12 protein-coding genes are annotated in these 15,529 nt (G+C 66.0%); 7 read left to right on the top strand and 5 right to left on the bottom strand.

What is annotated here, in order from left to right; genetic code table 11:
- Positions 1-215: 215 nt before the first annotated feature.
- The 3 genes from ACZ9H4_RS10695 to ACZ9H4_RS10685 all read right to left on the bottom strand — a co-directional run bounded on the left by ACZ9H4_RS10695 (position 216) and on the right by ACZ9H4_RS10685 (position 2,543).
- Positions 216-890 (bottom strand): response regulator transcription factor, encoded by a 675-nt coding sequence (locus ACZ9H4_RS10695; RefSeq protein WP_476119000.1) that lies wholly within the window; start codon positions 888-890, stop codon positions 216-218.
- A 16-nt stretch (positions 891-906) separates the two neighbouring features.
- A complete protein-coding gene (locus tag ACZ9H4_RS10690) occupies positions 907-1,830 on the bottom strand; it encodes a LysR family transcriptional regulator (protein ID WP_476118999.1) in 924 nt (307 codons plus the stop codon).
- Between the two features lie 338 nt (positions 1,831-2,168).
- Positions 2,169-2,543, bottom strand: coding sequence for a hypothetical protein (locus ACZ9H4_RS10685; RefSeq protein ID WP_408145248.1), 375 nt, complete (start codon positions 2,541-2,543; stop codon positions 2,169-2,171).
- Between the two features lie 751 nt (positions 2,544-3,294).
- On the opposite strand from ACZ9H4_RS10685, the gene ACZ9H4_RS10680 reads away from it, so the two are divergent.
- The 3 genes from ACZ9H4_RS10680 (at position 3,295) to ACZ9H4_RS10670 (ending at position 5,666) form a co-directional block, all read left to right on the top strand.
- Positions 3,295-4,290, top strand: a complete 996-nt coding sequence (locus ACZ9H4_RS10680; RefSeq protein WP_408145250.1) for a GlxA family transcriptional regulator — start codon at positions 3,295-3,297, stop codon at positions 4,288-4,290.
- A 107-nt stretch (positions 4,291-4,397) separates the two neighbouring features.
- Positions 4,398-4,949: a dTDP-4-dehydrorhamnose 3,5-epimerase gene (rfbC, locus tag ACZ9H4_RS10675; protein WP_408145251.1), complete on the top strand. Its 552-nt coding sequence runs from the start codon at positions 4,398-4,400 to the stop codon at positions 4,947-4,949.
- Positions 4,950-5,039: 90 nt separating this feature from the next.
- Entirely contained in the window at positions 5,040-5,666 is a 627-nt protein-coding gene (locus ACZ9H4_RS10670; RefSeq protein WP_476118998.1) for a GNAT family N-acetyltransferase, read from the top strand.
- A 213-nt stretch (positions 5,667-5,879) separates the two neighbouring features.
- On the opposite strand, the gene ACZ9H4_RS10665 is transcribed toward ACZ9H4_RS10670, so the two are convergent.
- Positions 5,880-6,041 (bottom strand): DUF1328 domain-containing protein, encoded by a 162-nt coding sequence (locus ACZ9H4_RS10665; protein WP_035551387.1) that lies wholly within the window; start codon positions 6,039-6,041, stop codon positions 5,880-5,882.
- Positions 6,042-6,338: 297 nt separating this feature from the next.
- On the opposite strand from ACZ9H4_RS10665, the gene ACZ9H4_RS10660 reads away from it, so the two are divergent.
- Positions 6,339-6,890, top strand: coding sequence for a 2-thiouracil desulfurase family protein (locus ACZ9H4_RS10660; RefSeq protein WP_476118997.1), 552 nt, complete (start codon positions 6,339-6,341; stop codon positions 6,888-6,890).
- An 81-nt stretch (positions 6,891-6,971) separates the two neighbouring features.
- Here the strand turns inward: ACZ9H4_RS10660 and ACZ9H4_RS10655 are convergent, their stop codons facing one another.
- A complete protein-coding gene (locus tag ACZ9H4_RS10655; protein WP_408145258.1) occupies positions 6,972-7,388 on the bottom strand; it encodes a diacylglycerol kinase in 417 nt (138 codons plus the stop codon).
- 353 nt (positions 7,389-7,741) lie between these two features.
- On the opposite strand from ACZ9H4_RS10655, the gene bcsB reads away from it, so the two are divergent.
- The 3 genes from bcsB (at position 7,742) to ACZ9H4_RS10640 (ending at position 15,504) form a co-directional block, all read left to right on the top strand.
- Positions 7,742-10,132, top strand: coding sequence for a cellulose biosynthesis cyclic di-GMP-binding regulatory protein BcsB (gene bcsB, locus ACZ9H4_RS10650; protein WP_408145260.1), 2,391 nt, complete (start codon positions 7,742-7,744; stop codon positions 10,130-10,132).
- 123 nt (positions 10,133-10,255) lie between these two features.
- Positions 10,256-11,572 (top strand): cellulose synthase complex periplasmic endoglucanase BcsZ, encoded by a 1,317-nt coding sequence (gene bcsZ / locus ACZ9H4_RS10645; RefSeq protein ID WP_476118995.1) that lies wholly within the window; start codon positions 10,256-10,258, stop codon positions 11,570-11,572.
- Positions 11,551-15,504 carry a cellulose synthase subunit BcsC-related outer membrane protein gene (locus tag ACZ9H4_RS10640; protein WP_476118994.1) on the top strand — a complete coding sequence of 1,318 codons (3,954 nt, stop codon included), beginning with the start codon at positions 11,551-11,553 and terminating at the stop codon, positions 15,502-15,504. The genes bcsZ and ACZ9H4_RS10640 overlap by 22 nt, the downstream gene beginning before the upstream one ends.
- Positions 15,505-15,529 lie beyond the last annotated feature (25 nt).

Raw genomic sequence — 15,529 nt, 5'->3', positions numbered from 1 at the left:
TAACGGCATTCTGGGGAGCGAGTCCTAACACGCACCGACTCAACAGATGAAACAAGTTTTAGGAAGCGGTGCGCCGGATGCGTGGTGTGTCGTGAGGGGTGCGCGAGTGGTGCGCGAGTAGGCGCCGTGGATGTGCGGAAAAAAACGGACTCTGGCGATTCATGCAATGAATGCCAGCGCTCGTCTTGTGTGGGACGTCAAGGCGCGTGTGCGTGTCAGCCGAACAGATAGCCCGCGCCGCGAATCGTGCGAATCAACGGGCGCTCGCCGGGCGTCTCGACTTTCTTGCGCAAACGTCCCACATGCACGTCGATCAGATTGGTGCCGGGGTCGAAGCGGCAGCCCCACACGGCTTCGAAAATCATCGTGCGCGTGAGCACCTGGCCGCTGTGGCGCATCATGAATTCGAGCACGCGAAACTCGGTGGGTTGCAGATCGAGTTCGCGCTGCCGGTAGGTGACTTTGCGGCGCACCAGATCGAGTTCGAGCGCGCCGCTGCGCAGCAGCGTTTCGGCCTTGGTGTGGCGCGGACGGCGCCGCAGCAGCACTTCGATGCGAGCGAACATCTCTTCGGGCGAGAACGGTTTGGTCAGATAGTCGTCGCCGCCGGCGCGCAGCCCCTGAATGCGCTGATCGACGTCGGACATCGCGCTCATCACCAGCACGGGCGTTTCCATGCCGACGCCGCGCATCGTCGCGACGATCGTCAGGCCGTCGAGATCGGGCAGCATCCGGTCGAGCGTGACGACGTCGTAGTCGCCGGCCATCGCTTTGGCCATCCCTTCGCGGCCGGTGCGCGCCACGTCGACGGAAAAGCCGCTGGCGCTGAGCGTGCGCACGATGTCGTGCGCGATCAGCTCGTCGTCTTCGATCGTCAGGATTCTCGGCATGATGCGCGCGCCCGTGTCAGGCGACCGCGCGCAGCGCAACGGACCGGTCCGGCGCCCGGTACTGGCCGACCGCGAAGTCGATGAAGCTGCGCACGCGCATCGACAGATAGTTGCGGCCGGAGTAGAGGATCGATATCTGGCGCGGGCCGCCGTTGACCTCGAACTGTTCGAGCACCGGCACGAGGGCGCCGCGCGCGAGGTCGTCGGCGATGATCGGCTGCGGCAGCAGCGCGATGCCCATATGGTTGAGGGCGGCCACGCGCACCATCGCGCTGCTGCTCGCGGTGAGCGCGCTGCCGGTGTTGACGCGGTAGACGCCGTCGGCATCCGCGAATTCCCACGCGCGCGACGTGCCGTCGGACACCGTCAGCAGGCCGTGGCGGTTCAAGGCGGCTGGGTCGCGCGGCATGCCGTTGCGGGCGAGATAAACGGGCGACGCCACCGTCATGTCGTCGACGCTGGTGAGCGTGCGGCTGACCAGCGAGGAGTTGGACAGGCGCCGGTCGTCGCAGAAGCACACGTCGAAACCGCCTTCCACGAGGTCGATGGGCGTGTCGAACGTGGTGACGTCGAAGTCCACTCTGGGATGCCGCGTTCGATAGGCGGCCAGCAACGCGCCGAGGCCGGCGGTGGCGAACGTCATCGGGGTCGCGATACGCAACGTGCCTTGCGGATCGCGCGTGGTTTCCAGCAGACTGGATTCCATTTCGTCGAGCTTTTCGATGATCGCGCGGCAACCGTCGAGATACTCGCGGCCCACGTCGGTTAGCGAAAGACTGCGCGTGGTGCGATTGAGCAGGCGCATGTTCAGATGTGCCTCCAAGGTGCCGACGCTGCGCGTCACCGCGGCGGCGGACATGCCTAACTGTCGCGCCGCGAGGTTGAAGCTCGCGAGATCGACTACCCGTGTGAAGACTCGCATCGCTTGTAGCTGGTTCATGGGGGAACAGTAGAGAAGGGCGATGGACGCATCTTCCGTGAGCGCGGATAAATCCGCGCCACTAGGTGGATTAAGTCTTTTTTAACTTTGTGCAATGTTCATGAACTGTGCGGAAGCGCCGCGTACCGTGGCTTCTCATGAGATCATCAAGATAACTAAGTAATTGGCAAAAAAGAGCGCGGACAAAGCCGCGCCGGGGACAGAAGCTTGAATGAAACTAGCCGCGGTGACGCGGCAAATGAAGGATAGGCGGCTTGTGCCGCGCATTGCGCCCGCAACCTGAAGCGCCGTGCCGCGCCGTGCCGCGCGACACGCAACAGCCGCCGTTCGGCGGCATTTCAGTTGAGCATGCCGTGTATTTCGAACGATGCTTCCAGATGCTGCGTGAGCGCGTGATGCAGTTTGGCGAGACTTTCGGCGGGCAGCGCGAAGCCCGCCCAGCCTAGACCGGAATGTCTCAGGAACATGACCGCGCCGTCGTTCAGCGCAGGCTTTTCCGTGTGCCAGCAAGGGTCGACCTCGATCACATACCGATGCGAGCGCACCGGCGCCGTGGGCACTTCCGGGCGCATCGTGGCGCGCAACACGGCGAGGTGCTCGATCAGCGCGTCCAGATCGGCCGCCTCGAGCAGCACCGCGCTGCCGTCGATGGCGATACGGACCGCGTTGCGTCCATACTCGTTGACTCTCTCGATGTTCATTGGGCGCGACATGGTTCAGCTCCTTACGACGATCACATTGCGCAAATTATCGGGCGGCCTCAGCGGGCCTTTCCTTAAAGATCGCGATCCGCGGATGAAACTTTGTTTAAGGAAAATGTGTGCCCGATTGCTGCAACGCGTTTATTCATCTGACGTAATAAACGATCTGCGCATTGAAGGGACGTATCCGCTCATGCGCAAGGCGCCCGATGTTTCAATATAGAAACATTTCCAGACACCCGCGGAAATGTGCTTTTAGATATTAATTCCGTTGAATTAAGGATATCGGCGAACAGGCTGGAGTTCAAGTCGATAAATTTGCGATTTGCGAATAAATCAGGTATTGAGCGCCATTATCCGGGCGATTGCGAGTTCATGTTTGAAACACTTTGAACTCGTGCGGTGACGGACGGGTTCGCAAATCGTTTCTTCGCAGCATCGGAAAGTCTGGCCGCGATTCGCCGGAAAGTAAGGCCGGATATGGCCCGGCGGCCTGCTGACGCTGAGGGCTCCCCGCTGTGCGCCGTGCCGGCGTGGTTTGCCGGGTTGTCATATGAAACGGCGGATAATCGTTTTCTTCATACATTCTATTTTCTGATGTCAATTTGTTTTTCAAATTTACTCGGGCGGTTCATTCCGCTAACATCACGCTTAATCCGTTAAGCGGCCTTGTCGGCAATTCCAGTCGTAATAATTCATTCGTCCGTCTCGGACGGCTAACGGGGCATCGGGGTCCACAACGTATGACCGTTTGGGGAAGATCATGCCGCAAATGCATCTTGATACCGCGAGAATTACGTGGCTTCACACGCCGACTTTGAACGTCCGTACCGCAGCGCGGCGAATTGGAATATTGCTGTTCGACGGTTTCTGGCTGCTGGGGCCTGGTACGGTGGTCGAGATGTTCCAGAGTGCCAATGAACTGTCGGGTTCGCGAGCCGGCGAAGAGCCGCCCTACGAAGTGCAGTTTCTGTCGATGGAGGGCGGCAGCGTCTCCAGTTCCTCGTCGGCGCGCATCTGGACCGATCGCATCGATGCGCGCTTCGGCAGCGGTTTCGACGTGCTGTTCATCGCCGGCGGCCACGGCGCGCTGGCGGCCGCACGCGACGAGCGGCTGCTCATCTGGCTGCGTGCGGTGCAGGCGCGTACGCGGGCGATCGAAACGATCGGCGAGGGCCGGCTCGTACTGGAAGCCGCCGGTCCCACCGACCATGACGGCCTGCAGATGAATCGCTATCCCGGCGGTGCATCGAGCGAGGCCGCGCTGAGCGCGTCCAACGACCGTCACGATTGCGCGCGCGCCGCGCTGATGTTCATCAAGCGCGACCTGGGCGCCGAACTCGCGCGCAGCGTCGCCGATCGCGTTATGCCCGGGATGGCGGCGACCTGGGTGCCGCTGCCCGCCGAAGGGGGCACGCTGAGCGTCGCTGAAAAAATCCGCGCCGCGGCGCGCTGGATGGAGGCGAACTGCGATCGTCCGGTGTCGGTGGCCGACGCGGCGCAGGTGGCCGCAATGAGCGAGCGCAATTTCCTGCGCCGCTTCAAGCACGAGATGCAGGTCACGCCATCGGACTATCTGCTGCAGGTGCGGCTGCGCATTGCGTGCAACTTCCTCACCGAGACCGAATTGCCGGTCGACAAGATCGCGCGGCGCAGCGGCACCGGCAACGGCGATCGTCTCGCGAAGATCTTCCGCAAGCGCATGGCGCTTTCGCCCACGGAATATCGCGCGCGCAGCAGGGTGGCGAACGAGGCGTAGGATGTCAGGAAGGCGCCCGTGCCGACGGGTGCGCCTCATCACTGTTGAATGCGGCCACAGCGGCGGCCGTATTCTCGCCGGCCAGCCTTCTTACGAGCAGAGTGGCAATGGGCAACAAGGTAATGGCGACGGCATTGCCGGATGTGAAACTCATCGAGCCTGAGGTGTTTTGGGACGACCTCGGCTTCTGCTTCGAGAGCTTTAGCGCGGACGAGTTTGCCGATGACGTCTCGAAAGGTTTCGATTTCGTGCAGGACCGGCATTTGCGCGCGGTGCGCGGCGTGCTGCGCGGATTGCACTATCAGGTCCAACGTCCACAGGGCCGGCTGATACGGATCGTGCAGGGCGAGGTGTTCGACGTCGTCGTGGACGTGCGGCTCAATTCGCCGAACTTCGGCAAGTGGTGCGGCGAATATCTGAGCGCGGCCAATCAACGGCAAATCTGGGTTCCGCCGGGCTTCGCGCATGGCTTCGTGGTGCTGTCCGACGTCGCCGAGTGCATCTGGAAAACCACCGAGTACTGGTTTCCGGAACTCGAGCGCTGCCTCCTGTGGTGCGATCCCGACATCGGCATCGAATGGCCGATCGACTTCGAGCCCATCCTTGGCGCGAAGGATGCAGCGGGCCGGCGTCTCTATGAAGCGGAAAACATCGCCTGATTTCCCTGTGAGTTTTTACGACATTTTTTCTTGAGACGCTCCCAGGCGAACTCTACACTTCGAGCATCCTGATTGTTCGAGGTGCTCAACGTGAAGCGACGTACGACCAAACAAAGCGTTCGTATCGACTACGTGTGTCATGGCATCGGCCATGTCGAATTGCGCCGCTTCGACGCGGCGCGCGATTCATTCGTCGCGTTGACGGCCATGCTGCATCGGGCCTTCGCGCCGCTCGGCGCAATGGGGCTGAACTGCACGTGTGTGGATCAGAGCGTCGAGACCACGCGCTCGCGCGCGACGCGCGGCGATTGCTACGTGGCGGTCTGCGAAGGACGCACGGTCGGCACGATGACGCTGTACGCGCCGGACCACGGCTCGTCGTGCGAACTCTACCGGCACGACGATATCGCGAGCTTGCGGCAGTTCGCCGTGGAGCCTCAGTGGCAGGGACGCGGCATCGGCACGCTGCTGATCGCGTTTGCCGAGCATTGGGCTGCGACGCGCGGTTATGCGGAGCTTGCGCTCGACACGCCGCAACCGGCTGCGCAGCAGATTGCGTTCTATCGCGGCCAGGGGTTTCGCATCGTCGACTTCATGCATGTGGAAGGCAAACGCTATGACAGCGCGATTCTGAGCAAGCCACCCGTGGCGACGCGCACGCTCGCCAACTGGTCGCATCGTCTGAGCGTGGCGCAGCCGATTGCGTGCGCGGCGTGAATGGGTGCCGCGAAGCATGCGTGCTGGCGCAGCGCTGCTGCAGGGCATTGTGTCGATGACAAGTGAGTAGCACGCGCGCGAGGGCGCGTATGGCACGAATGAAGCCCCGACGCGGGCAGCAACTATTGCAATACCGTGTGGCAAGTATTGCATCGACGCCCAGCTGCTCGCATCGGGGCAGGGTCTGTTTCCAGCTATCTGCCGAGGCGGCGCTCAGCGTCGCATCACGCCCATCAGCAGGGTGACGAGGAAGATCACCACGAAGATGAAGAACAGGACCTTGGCGATTTCCGTCGCGCCTGCGGCGATGCCGCCAAAGCCGAACACAGCGGCGATGATGGCGATAATGAAGAAAATTACAGCGTATCGAAGCATGGGACCTCCCACCGATGGATTGCTGGATTGAAGTAACAAACGGCGACCCGTCGCGGGCATGGCATGCTTCGACGGGTGATTTGCCGGTGAGCGGAATGGAGCAATAGGTGTGCCCACGGATGCGCACGCGCGCGAGGTGCGTGGCGGATCATCGAAGCGGGGTTGGTTTTGCGCGATGAAAGGGCGGCGAGGCGATGAGCGCCTGGCGTCTTGTCGTACTGGATAGCGGCGCAACGGGCCATTCCCATTACAATCTTCTGCCCAAAGCCGGCCGCCCGCGAAGGCGCATTCATCGTCATGTTGAAGATTCTGGTCAGCGCGTGTCTGGCCGGCCACCCGGTCCGCTACGACGGTGCCGCCAAAACTGCCCACGATGCGTGGTTCGCGCGCTGGCGCGACGAAGGCCGTCTCGTGCTCTTGTGCCCGGAAGTGGCCGCGGGATTGCCGACTCCGCGGCCGCCTGCGGAAATCCAGTTGCGCCGCAGCGGCGCCGACGTGCTGAACCACGCAGCGTCGATCATCGAGAACACAGGCGCAGACGTCACCGCGCTATTCATTGCCGGTGCCGAGCATGCGTTGCGGCGCGCGCAAGCGGAAAACTGCCGCTACGCGTTGCTGGCCGACGGCAGTCCCTCGTGCGGCAGCACGTTCATCCACGACGGCGAATTCAGCGGCGCCACGCACGCTGGCGCGGGCGTCACCGCGACGCTGTTGCGACAGCACGGCATTCGCGTTTTCGCGCAATCGCAGATCGCCGAACTGGCCGCGGTGATTGCGCTCGATTCGGCGCTCGACCCGAACGACCCATCCGCGGCAGTCGAACCACCCAAGGCAAAGCGGCACCATTGATTCATCCGCTAACGTTTGCGAGCCTGCGCATCGTTCACGCAAAGCGCGAAATGGAGCGCGCAGCGTAAAAACCTTGCCGCGCTATCCGCGTATCCAGTGATAGACAATCGGCCCGCACAACACGCCCCACGTCACCGCGCAAATCAGCAGCGCGATCGTCACGGCCGCACTGCCGCAATCTTTCGCGCGCTTCGATAACTCGTGGCGTTCGAGCGAAATCCGGTCGATCGCAGCCTCGATGCTCGAATTGAGCAACTCCACCAGCAGCACCAGCAATACCGACACGATCAGCAGCACGCGCTCGATCGCGCTCACCGGCATCAGCAACGCCCCCGGCACCAGAATCGCCGCGAGCGCGGCCTCCTGGCGAAACGCGCTCTCCTCGCGCAATGCCGCGACGATGCCATCGCACGAGTGCCGCAGCGCGAATAGCGCACGCAGAGGACCACTACGTTTTGCGGGCGCACAGGGCGCGGGGGATTCGGTCGGATTGCTCATGATCGGCACTGCGTTCAAAGGCGGCAGCATGCCTTAAATGTCACAAATTGTCACAACTTTGTGCTATCTTTGCGCCGCCCTTCGGCGCGGGGCTGCCGCAGCCGACTGACGACGGAATACAAGAACGAGCTTCCGGCACGCCGTGCCGCACCCGCTCCAATGTGTGGCCACGCCCGTCGTCCTGCCGGTCATTCAAGGTTTCGCCAGATCTTCCGTAATACAGGGGTAGAGGACCGCATCGCGGTCGAGTCGCAATCCGTTTCCATTTCCGCGCGCGCGTGCGGCAGACCGAATTCGCACAGTGCCCAATGCAGTCAAGGGCGGACGGCCGAGGTCCAACAAGCTGATCTGTCATGAAACCTGTCGTATCGTTGTGCCTGTCGCTGACCGCCGCATTCGGCGCTCTCTATGCCGCCGTATCGGCCGCTGCGCCGTCCGTGCCCGCTGGATCGATTGCATCGGTTGCGCGTCCGGCGTCATCGGTTGCGGTTGTCGCGCCGGCGTCGAATGCGGCGATAGCCGGCCTCCTGGCTGCCAACGCCGCGAACGGAACGCCTGCGACTAACGCGGCGACTGCATCCGGCAAGGCCGGCGCTGCTGCCGACGCGGCCAACTCCACCACCCACCTGTCGTTCGCCGCGTTAGGCGCGTATCAACCGCTGAACCTGCGCGGACTCGACGACGCGCGCACCGTCAACGTCGGCGTGCGGCTCGATCGCGTGGTCACCGCGGCGCGGCTGCGCCTGCGCTATACGTATTCGCCGGCGCTGGTCTTTCCGCTCTCGCATCTGAAGGTGTCGATCAACAACGAAGTGGTCGCGACCGTGCCGTTCGATCGCGAACACGCCGGGCAGATCGTCACGCAGGAGATCGCGCTCGACCCGCGCTTTCTTACCGATTACAACCAGCTCGATCTGCGGCTGATCGCGCATTACACGCTCGACCATTGCGAGGACCCGGACAACTCGGCGCTATGGGCCGACGTCAGTCCGACGAGCGAGCTGATTCTCGACAGCGCGCCGATCCGCTTGCCCGACGATCTGGCGCTATTGCCCGCGCCGTTTTTCGACCGGCGCGACGTGAGCCGGCTGATGCTGCCGTTCGTGCTGCCGGCCGGCGCCGACAACGCGACGCTGCGCAGCGCAGGCGTGCTCGCCTCGTGGTTCGGCGCTCAGGCCGATTACCGGCAGGCGCGCTTTCCGGCTGTGTCCGCGTTGCCGTCCGATGCGCACGCGGTGGTGGTCGCGCGCAGCGCGCAGTTGCCCGCCGGTCTGAAGTTGCCGACGGTGAGCGGCCCGATGCTCATCGTCGCCGACAATCCCGCCGCGCCGGGCAAGAAGCTGCTGATCGTGACGGGCCGCACGGCGCAGGAAGTCGACCAGGCCAGCGCCGCGCTCGTGCTCGGCAAGACGGCGATGGCGGGGCCCGCCGTGCGCATCGGGCAGATCGACATCGGCGCGCCGCGCAAACCGTACGATGCGCCGCGCTGGGTACCGGTGGATCGCCCGGTCGCGTTCAAGGAACTGATCGACACGCCGAACCAGCTGCAGGTGCAGGGCAGCGCGCCGGACGCAATCCGCCTGAATCTGCGCGTGCCCGCCGATCTGTTCTCGTGGAACGGCGCGGGCGTGCCGCTGAACCTGAAATACCGCTACACCGCGCCGACGGTGCAGAACAACTCGGCGCTCGCGGTGCAGATCAACGACCAGCTCGTCAAGTCGTACCGGCTCGCGCCGGCCAGCGCCGACGACGCGCAAGGCCGTCTGCAACTGCCGGTGCTGTCGAACGGCGGCAACCGCTCGAGCAGCGCGCTCGACATTCCCGCATTCCGCGTCGGCAGCTCGAACCAGTTGCAGTTGCGCTTCAATCTGGATTCGCAGAAGACCGGGCTGTGCCAGTCGGTGGCCTCGAATCCGGTGCAGGCCGCGGTCGACCCCGATTCGACGATCGACTTCTCGGGCTTCGTCCACTACGCGCAGATGCCGAACCTCGCGTACTTCGCGAACAGCGGCTTCCCGTTCACGCGCTACGCCGATCTCTCGCAGACAGCCGTGGTGATTCCCGAGCATCCTGCGCCGCAGGAAATCGAAGGCATGCTGACGATGCTCGGCCACATGGGGCAGTGGACCGGCTATCCGGCGCTGCGCGTGCAGATCGCGCGGCCTCGCGAGCTTGCGCTCCTGAGCGGCAAGGATCTGCTCGTGATCGGCGGCAACGGCTCGGCGCCGCTGCTTGCACGTTGGCGCGACGCGTTGCCGCTGAGCATCGGCGCGGCATCGAACGACGGCGCTTCCGACGGTCCGATTACGCGCGCATCGTTTTCGGTGAAGGAGCAGTGGCGCAACGGCGCGCATCTGCCGGATGGCAGCGCGCGTATCGACCGCGACGGCGCGCTCGCCGCGCTGATGGGTTTCGAGCTGCCGGGCAGCAAGGGACGCAGCGTGGTCGCGTTGACGGCCACCGATCAGCAGCAGTTGTCGCAGTTGCTCGACATGCTCGAGAAGCCCGACCGCGTCGCGCAGTTGCAGGGCGACGTCGCGTTGCTGCGCGGCGGCGAAGTGGACAGCATGCGCGTCGGCGACGCGTATGTGGTCGGCTATGTGCCGTGGTATGCGAAGTTGTGGAGCCGTGCGATCGAGCACCCGGTCCTGCTCGGCGTGCTCGGCGCGCTGGCCGGGCTGCTGCTGGCGATCGGCGCGTTCACCGCGTTGCAGGAACTGGCCGCGCGCCGCCGGGGAGTCTGAACGATGACGCCGGTGAGGGGCAAGGCGCCGTCGGGACGGGGGCGGGGCGATGTACGAGGGGATGCGGGTCGGGGTTTGGGCCTGAAGGTCGCTGTGGTTGTCGTGCGGGCCGTTGGCGTGGCGATGGCCCTGGCGGGTGCGTCGATCGTGATGGGGATGGGCGCGCAGCAGGCGGTTGCGGGCGAGATCACGCAATGGGGCGAGGGGGCGAATGCGGCTATTGCATCGAGTGCTCACGCCGCTCACGCCGTTCTGGCGACTGGCACAACCGACGCAACCAGCACAACCAGCACAACCAGCACAACCAGCACAACCAGCACAACCAGCCCGTCAAACGCGACTGCCACGCCCCCCGCAAACTGCCCACGCTCCCCCTGGCCACGCTGGCAACAATTCAAGCGCGATTTCATCTCCGCCGACGGCCGCGTGATCGACGTCGGCTCGAACGATTCGCGCACCGTCTCCGAAGGCCAGTCGTACGCGCTTTTCCTTGCGCTGGTCGAGAACGATCGCGCGGCCTTCGACACGATCCTGCAATGGACCGAACAGCATCTCGCGCAAGGCGACCTGACCGCGCATCTGCCGGCCTGGCTGTGGGGCCGCGCGGACGATGGGCAGTGGAAGGTGCTCGACGCGAACGCATCGTCGGATGCGGACCTGTGGATCGCGTATGCGCTGCTCGAAGCCGGTCACGCGTGGCACGAGCGCAGCTACACGGCGCGCGGCGCGGTGCTCGCGAAGCGCGTGCTCGACGAGGAAGCCGCCAGCATCGCGGGACTCGGCCTGACGCTGCTGCCGGGGCCGGTCGGCTTTCATCCGGCGGCTGACGTATGGCGCGTCAATCCGAGCTATTCGCCGCCCCAGGTGCTTCGCGGCATCGCCACGCGGCTGCCGGACGACGCGCGCTGGACGCGTCTTCTCGCGAGCAGCCGCCGTGTGTTGACCGACACCGCGCCGCGCGGCTTCGCGCCCGACTGGGCGCTGTATCGCGCGAAGCAGGGTTTCGCACCGGACCCGCAGACCCAGGCCGAGAGCGCGTATAACGCGATCCGCGTGTATCTGTGGGCCGGCATGCTCGACCCGCGCGATCCGCTCGCGCCGGCTTTGCTCGCCCGCTTCGCGCCGTTCGCGGACTTCATCGCCGCGCATGGCGCGCCGCCGGAAAGAGTCGATACGACGACCGGCGCCGTCGGCGCGAACATGGGCAACGCAGGCTTCTCGGCGGCCGCCGCGCCATTTCTCGACGCGCGCGGCGAGCACGCGCTCGCCGATGCGCAGATCGCGCGCGCGGCGCAACTCGACCGTGAGACGCCCGCTGGTTATTACAGCAGCGTGCTGAGCCTGTTCGCGCTGGGCTGGCGCGACGGCCATTACCGTTTCGCCGCCGACGGCACCCTCGATCCACGATGGAGTTCGCCATGTCGCGCCTCGGCTCAGTGAAGCGCACGACGCGGCTGGCCGTGCTCGCGTGGATGGGTATGGCGGGCAGCGTGTGGGCGCATGTCGCGCAAGCGGCGATGGCGCGTGCCGTGGCACCGCACGCGGCTTCCGCCGCGATGATCGATGCGAAGCCCGGCGCGTCGGCCCCGCAGTACGCCGCCACCCAACGCCTCTTCGCCACCGCCCGCATGTGGTCGACGAAACATCGCGACGACCTCGCGTCGCAGGCGATCCAGAAAGCGCTGCTGATCGCCCCCGACGATCCGTCGTTGCTCGCCGAGCAGGTGCGCATCCAGTTGCGCCTCGGCGAGGCGCAAGCCGCGCAGGCCACGCTCACGCGGCTGCGCTCCACCGCACCGGGTACAGCCGCGACGCAGCAGATCGAAGACGAGTTCCGCGTCGCCACCAACGGCCGCCAGGAACTCGCGACCGTGCGTCTGCTCGCGCGCAGCGGCCAGTCCGCCGAGGCGACGCGCCGCCTGCTCGCGCTGTTTCCGCACGGCGCACCGTCCGGCTCGCTCGGCGCCGAGTACTACCAGATCATCGCCGGCACGCCCGAGGGCCGCACGCAGGCCATCGGCGCGTTGCGGCAGCGGGTCGCCGCCGATCCGTCCGACGTCGATTCGGCGCTGGTGCTCGCGAACCTGCTCAACGCGCGCGGCGAGACGCGTGCCGAGGCCAACCGCATCGCATGGAATCTGGCGACGCGGCCTGACTCGGATCGCTCGGCCTCGCTCGACGCGTGGCGACACGTGCTGCAATCGGCGGGCGCGGACCCGGCGTACGTCGACGCGCTGCGCGCCTATCTGCAACTCGTTCCAGACGACACCGAATTCAAGGAGCGGGTCGCCGCGATCGAAGCGCAACTCGACGCGCAGCGGCAACTCGAACGCAATCCCGATTACATCGCGCAGCAACGCGGCCTGCAGGCGCTCGCGCGCGACGATCTGACGAGCGCGGAAGCGCTGCTCGCGCGCGCCGCGCAGGCGCGTCCGGACGATGCCGAAGCGCTCGGCGGACTGGGTCTCGTACGCATGCGGGCCGGGCGGCGCGATGAAGCGCACGCGCTGTTTCTGCGTGCAGCCGCGCTCGCGCCGGACAATCGCGCGAAGTGGGAGAGCCTCGCGCGCGCCGCGCAGTTCTGGGGGACGCTCGCGCACAGCCGCGACGCGGCGGCGGCCGGCCAGCCGCAAGACGCCGAGCGGTTCGCGCGCGCCGCGCTCGCGATGGAGCCCGGCAGCCCGGACGCGAAGCTGATGCTGGCCGATGCGCTGCTCGCACAGCACGACTGGGGCGCGGCCGAACCCCTGCTGCGCGACCTGCTGGCCGCGCGCGAGCCGAGCATCGCGGCGCTGCGCAGCACGCAGACGCTGTTCGAGAACACCGGCCGCGCGGCGCAGGTCGAGCCCTTGCTGGACGCCTTGCAAAGCCGCTTCACCGCCGCCGACGATCGCCAGAGCCTCGCGCAACTGCGCGCCGATCTGCTCGCGAACCAGGCCGACACGCTGCTGGCCGCGGGTCAGCGGGGGCCCGCAGCGGCGCGCTACGAAGCGTCCTTGCGCGCCGCGCCTGACGCGCCATGGACGCGCTTTGCGCTTGCGCGTCTGTATCGCGATCTGGGCTTGCCGCAACTCGGCCGCGTCGTGATGGACGACGGCCTCGCGATCTCCGCCTCGCCCGAAATGCGCTACGCGAGCGCGCTGTACCGCAACTCGCTCGACGACATCGGCGGCGCGCAGGCCGTGCTCGCGCCGATCGCCGAGCGCGACCGTACCGACGGCATGCGCGCGCTCGCGCGCAATCTGCAGGCGCAGCAGTGGCTCGTCAAGGCGCGCGCCGCGTTTGCGCTCGACGATCGCGCGGGCGCCACCCAGGCGCTCGACGAAGCCCGCGCCCTGGCCGCCGCCGACCCGAATCTGCTCGCGGCGGTCGGCGCGATGTGGATCGAGCAGGGCGAAGCGCAGCGCGGCCTCGCGCTGCTGCAAAACTGGATGGACACTCACCCGCAGCAGACCGATGCCGACGTGCGCCTGCGCTATGGCGATCTGCTCGGCAGCGCCAGCGCGAAGATCGGCAACGCCGAACTCGACGCGTGGCTGACCCGCTTGCGCGACGATCCGCAAGTCAAGCTGAGCGCTGCGCAAAGCACGCGTCTCGAAGACCAGGCGCTGCGTCTTGTGCTGCGCGAAACCGACGAGGCGCTCGATCGTCAGGACTACCAACGCGCGCGGCAGTTGCTCGCCCAGGTGAGCCCGGCGGGCCGGCGCGACAAACGCTACGCACTCGAAGTCGCGGATCTCGAACGCCTGCAAGGGCACTACGCGGCCGCGCGCGCCGCGCTGGGTCCGGTGCTGGCCGCCACGCCCAACGACCCGGATGTGCAGCTGGCGCTTGCCCGCGTGCTGGAGCAGAGCGGCGAGCGCCGCAGCGCGCTCGATCTGGTGCGCAGCGTGCTCGACGATGCCGCGCCCGACGATGTCGACACGCGGCTCTCGGCGGCGCGCCGGCTCGCCGCGCTGCGTGAGCCGCAGGAGGCGCAGCGGGTGACGTCGGCGTTGCGCGTCGCGTATCCGGCTCGCCCGGACGTGACGGTGCAAAGCGGCCGCGTCGCGCAGGACCTCGGGCAATACGAGGAGGCCGCTTCGCTGTACCGCCTGTCGTTCGCGCAGGAGCGCGCGGCGGGCGTGAGCGCCGGTCCCGACGGCACCCCCGCGCAAGCGGCGCTCGCCGATCTCGAACAGCGCCGCAATCCGGAGATCGAGACCGGCTGGCTGCCCGCGTATAAATCGGGCGATGCCGGCATTTCGCAGCTGCGCGCCTGGCAGGCGCCGCTGTACCTGCAGATTCCGTATCGCTACGACGGCCATTTTTTCGCGCATATCGACACCGTGCACCTGGATGCCGGCACGCTCGACGTGAGCGAAGGCAACGCATTCACGCGCGACACGTTCGGCACCATCGGCGCGGCCGACAACCTCGCGGCCTCGCTCGGCATTGCGGCGCAGACCCGCGCCGCGCTGCTCGCGAGCTCGCCGTATCTGCATCAATCGGTGACCGGCGTGGCGCTCGGCGCGGGCTATACGTCCGATGCCTGGCGCTTCGACATCGGCACGACGCCGCTCGGGTTCCCGGTGCATTACCTGGTCGGCGGCGCGCGCTATGCGTTCGATGCCGGACCGGCGAGCTTCTCGGTCAGCGGCTCGCGGCGTCCCGAAACAGGCAGCCAGCTTTCGTACGCCGGCATGCACGACCCGGTGACCGGCACGGTATGGGGTGGTGTGCGCCGAGACGGCATCGATCTGCATTCGTCCGTCGATGTCGGCGTGACGAGTCTGTTCGCCGATCTCGGCCTGGGCATGCTGACCGGCCGCAACGTCGCGAGCAATCAGGAGGTCACGTTGCGCACGGGATTCACGGTGCCGGTCTATCGGCGCATCGACACGCTCGTGAGCACCGGTCTGATCGGCAACGTGTGGCACTACACGAACAACCTGCGCTTCTATTCGTTCGGCCAGGGCGGCTACTACAGTCCGCAGCGCTATCTGTCGCTCGGCGTGCCGATCGAATGGGCCGGCCGGCATGACGCGCTGAACTGGGATCTGACCGCGACGCTCGGCGTGTCCAACTCGTACGAGAAAAATTCGCCGTACTACCCGAACGGTTTGCCGGCCGGGCTCGGTGCGGCGCCCGGCCTCGGCACGCTGGTGAATGCCGCGAGCTCGACGCGCGGCGTCGCGTTTTCGTATGGGCTCGCGGGCATCGTGCAATACCGCTTCAATCAGCATCTGCTGGCGGGCGCGCAACTGAGCATCGATCGTTCGCACGACTACGCACCGAGTTCCGCGCTGGTCTATCTGCGCTATACGTTCGACGCGCGCAAGCAGGACAACAGTCTGTCGCCGCGCCCCGCGCGTCTTTACTCCAGCTATTGACCGGCGATGCAACCAGATCAGGGAA

Source organism: Paraburkholderia sp. TE9906 (genome assembly GCF_056279605.1).
This window is presented reverse-complemented; position numbering and strand designations above follow the sequence as displayed.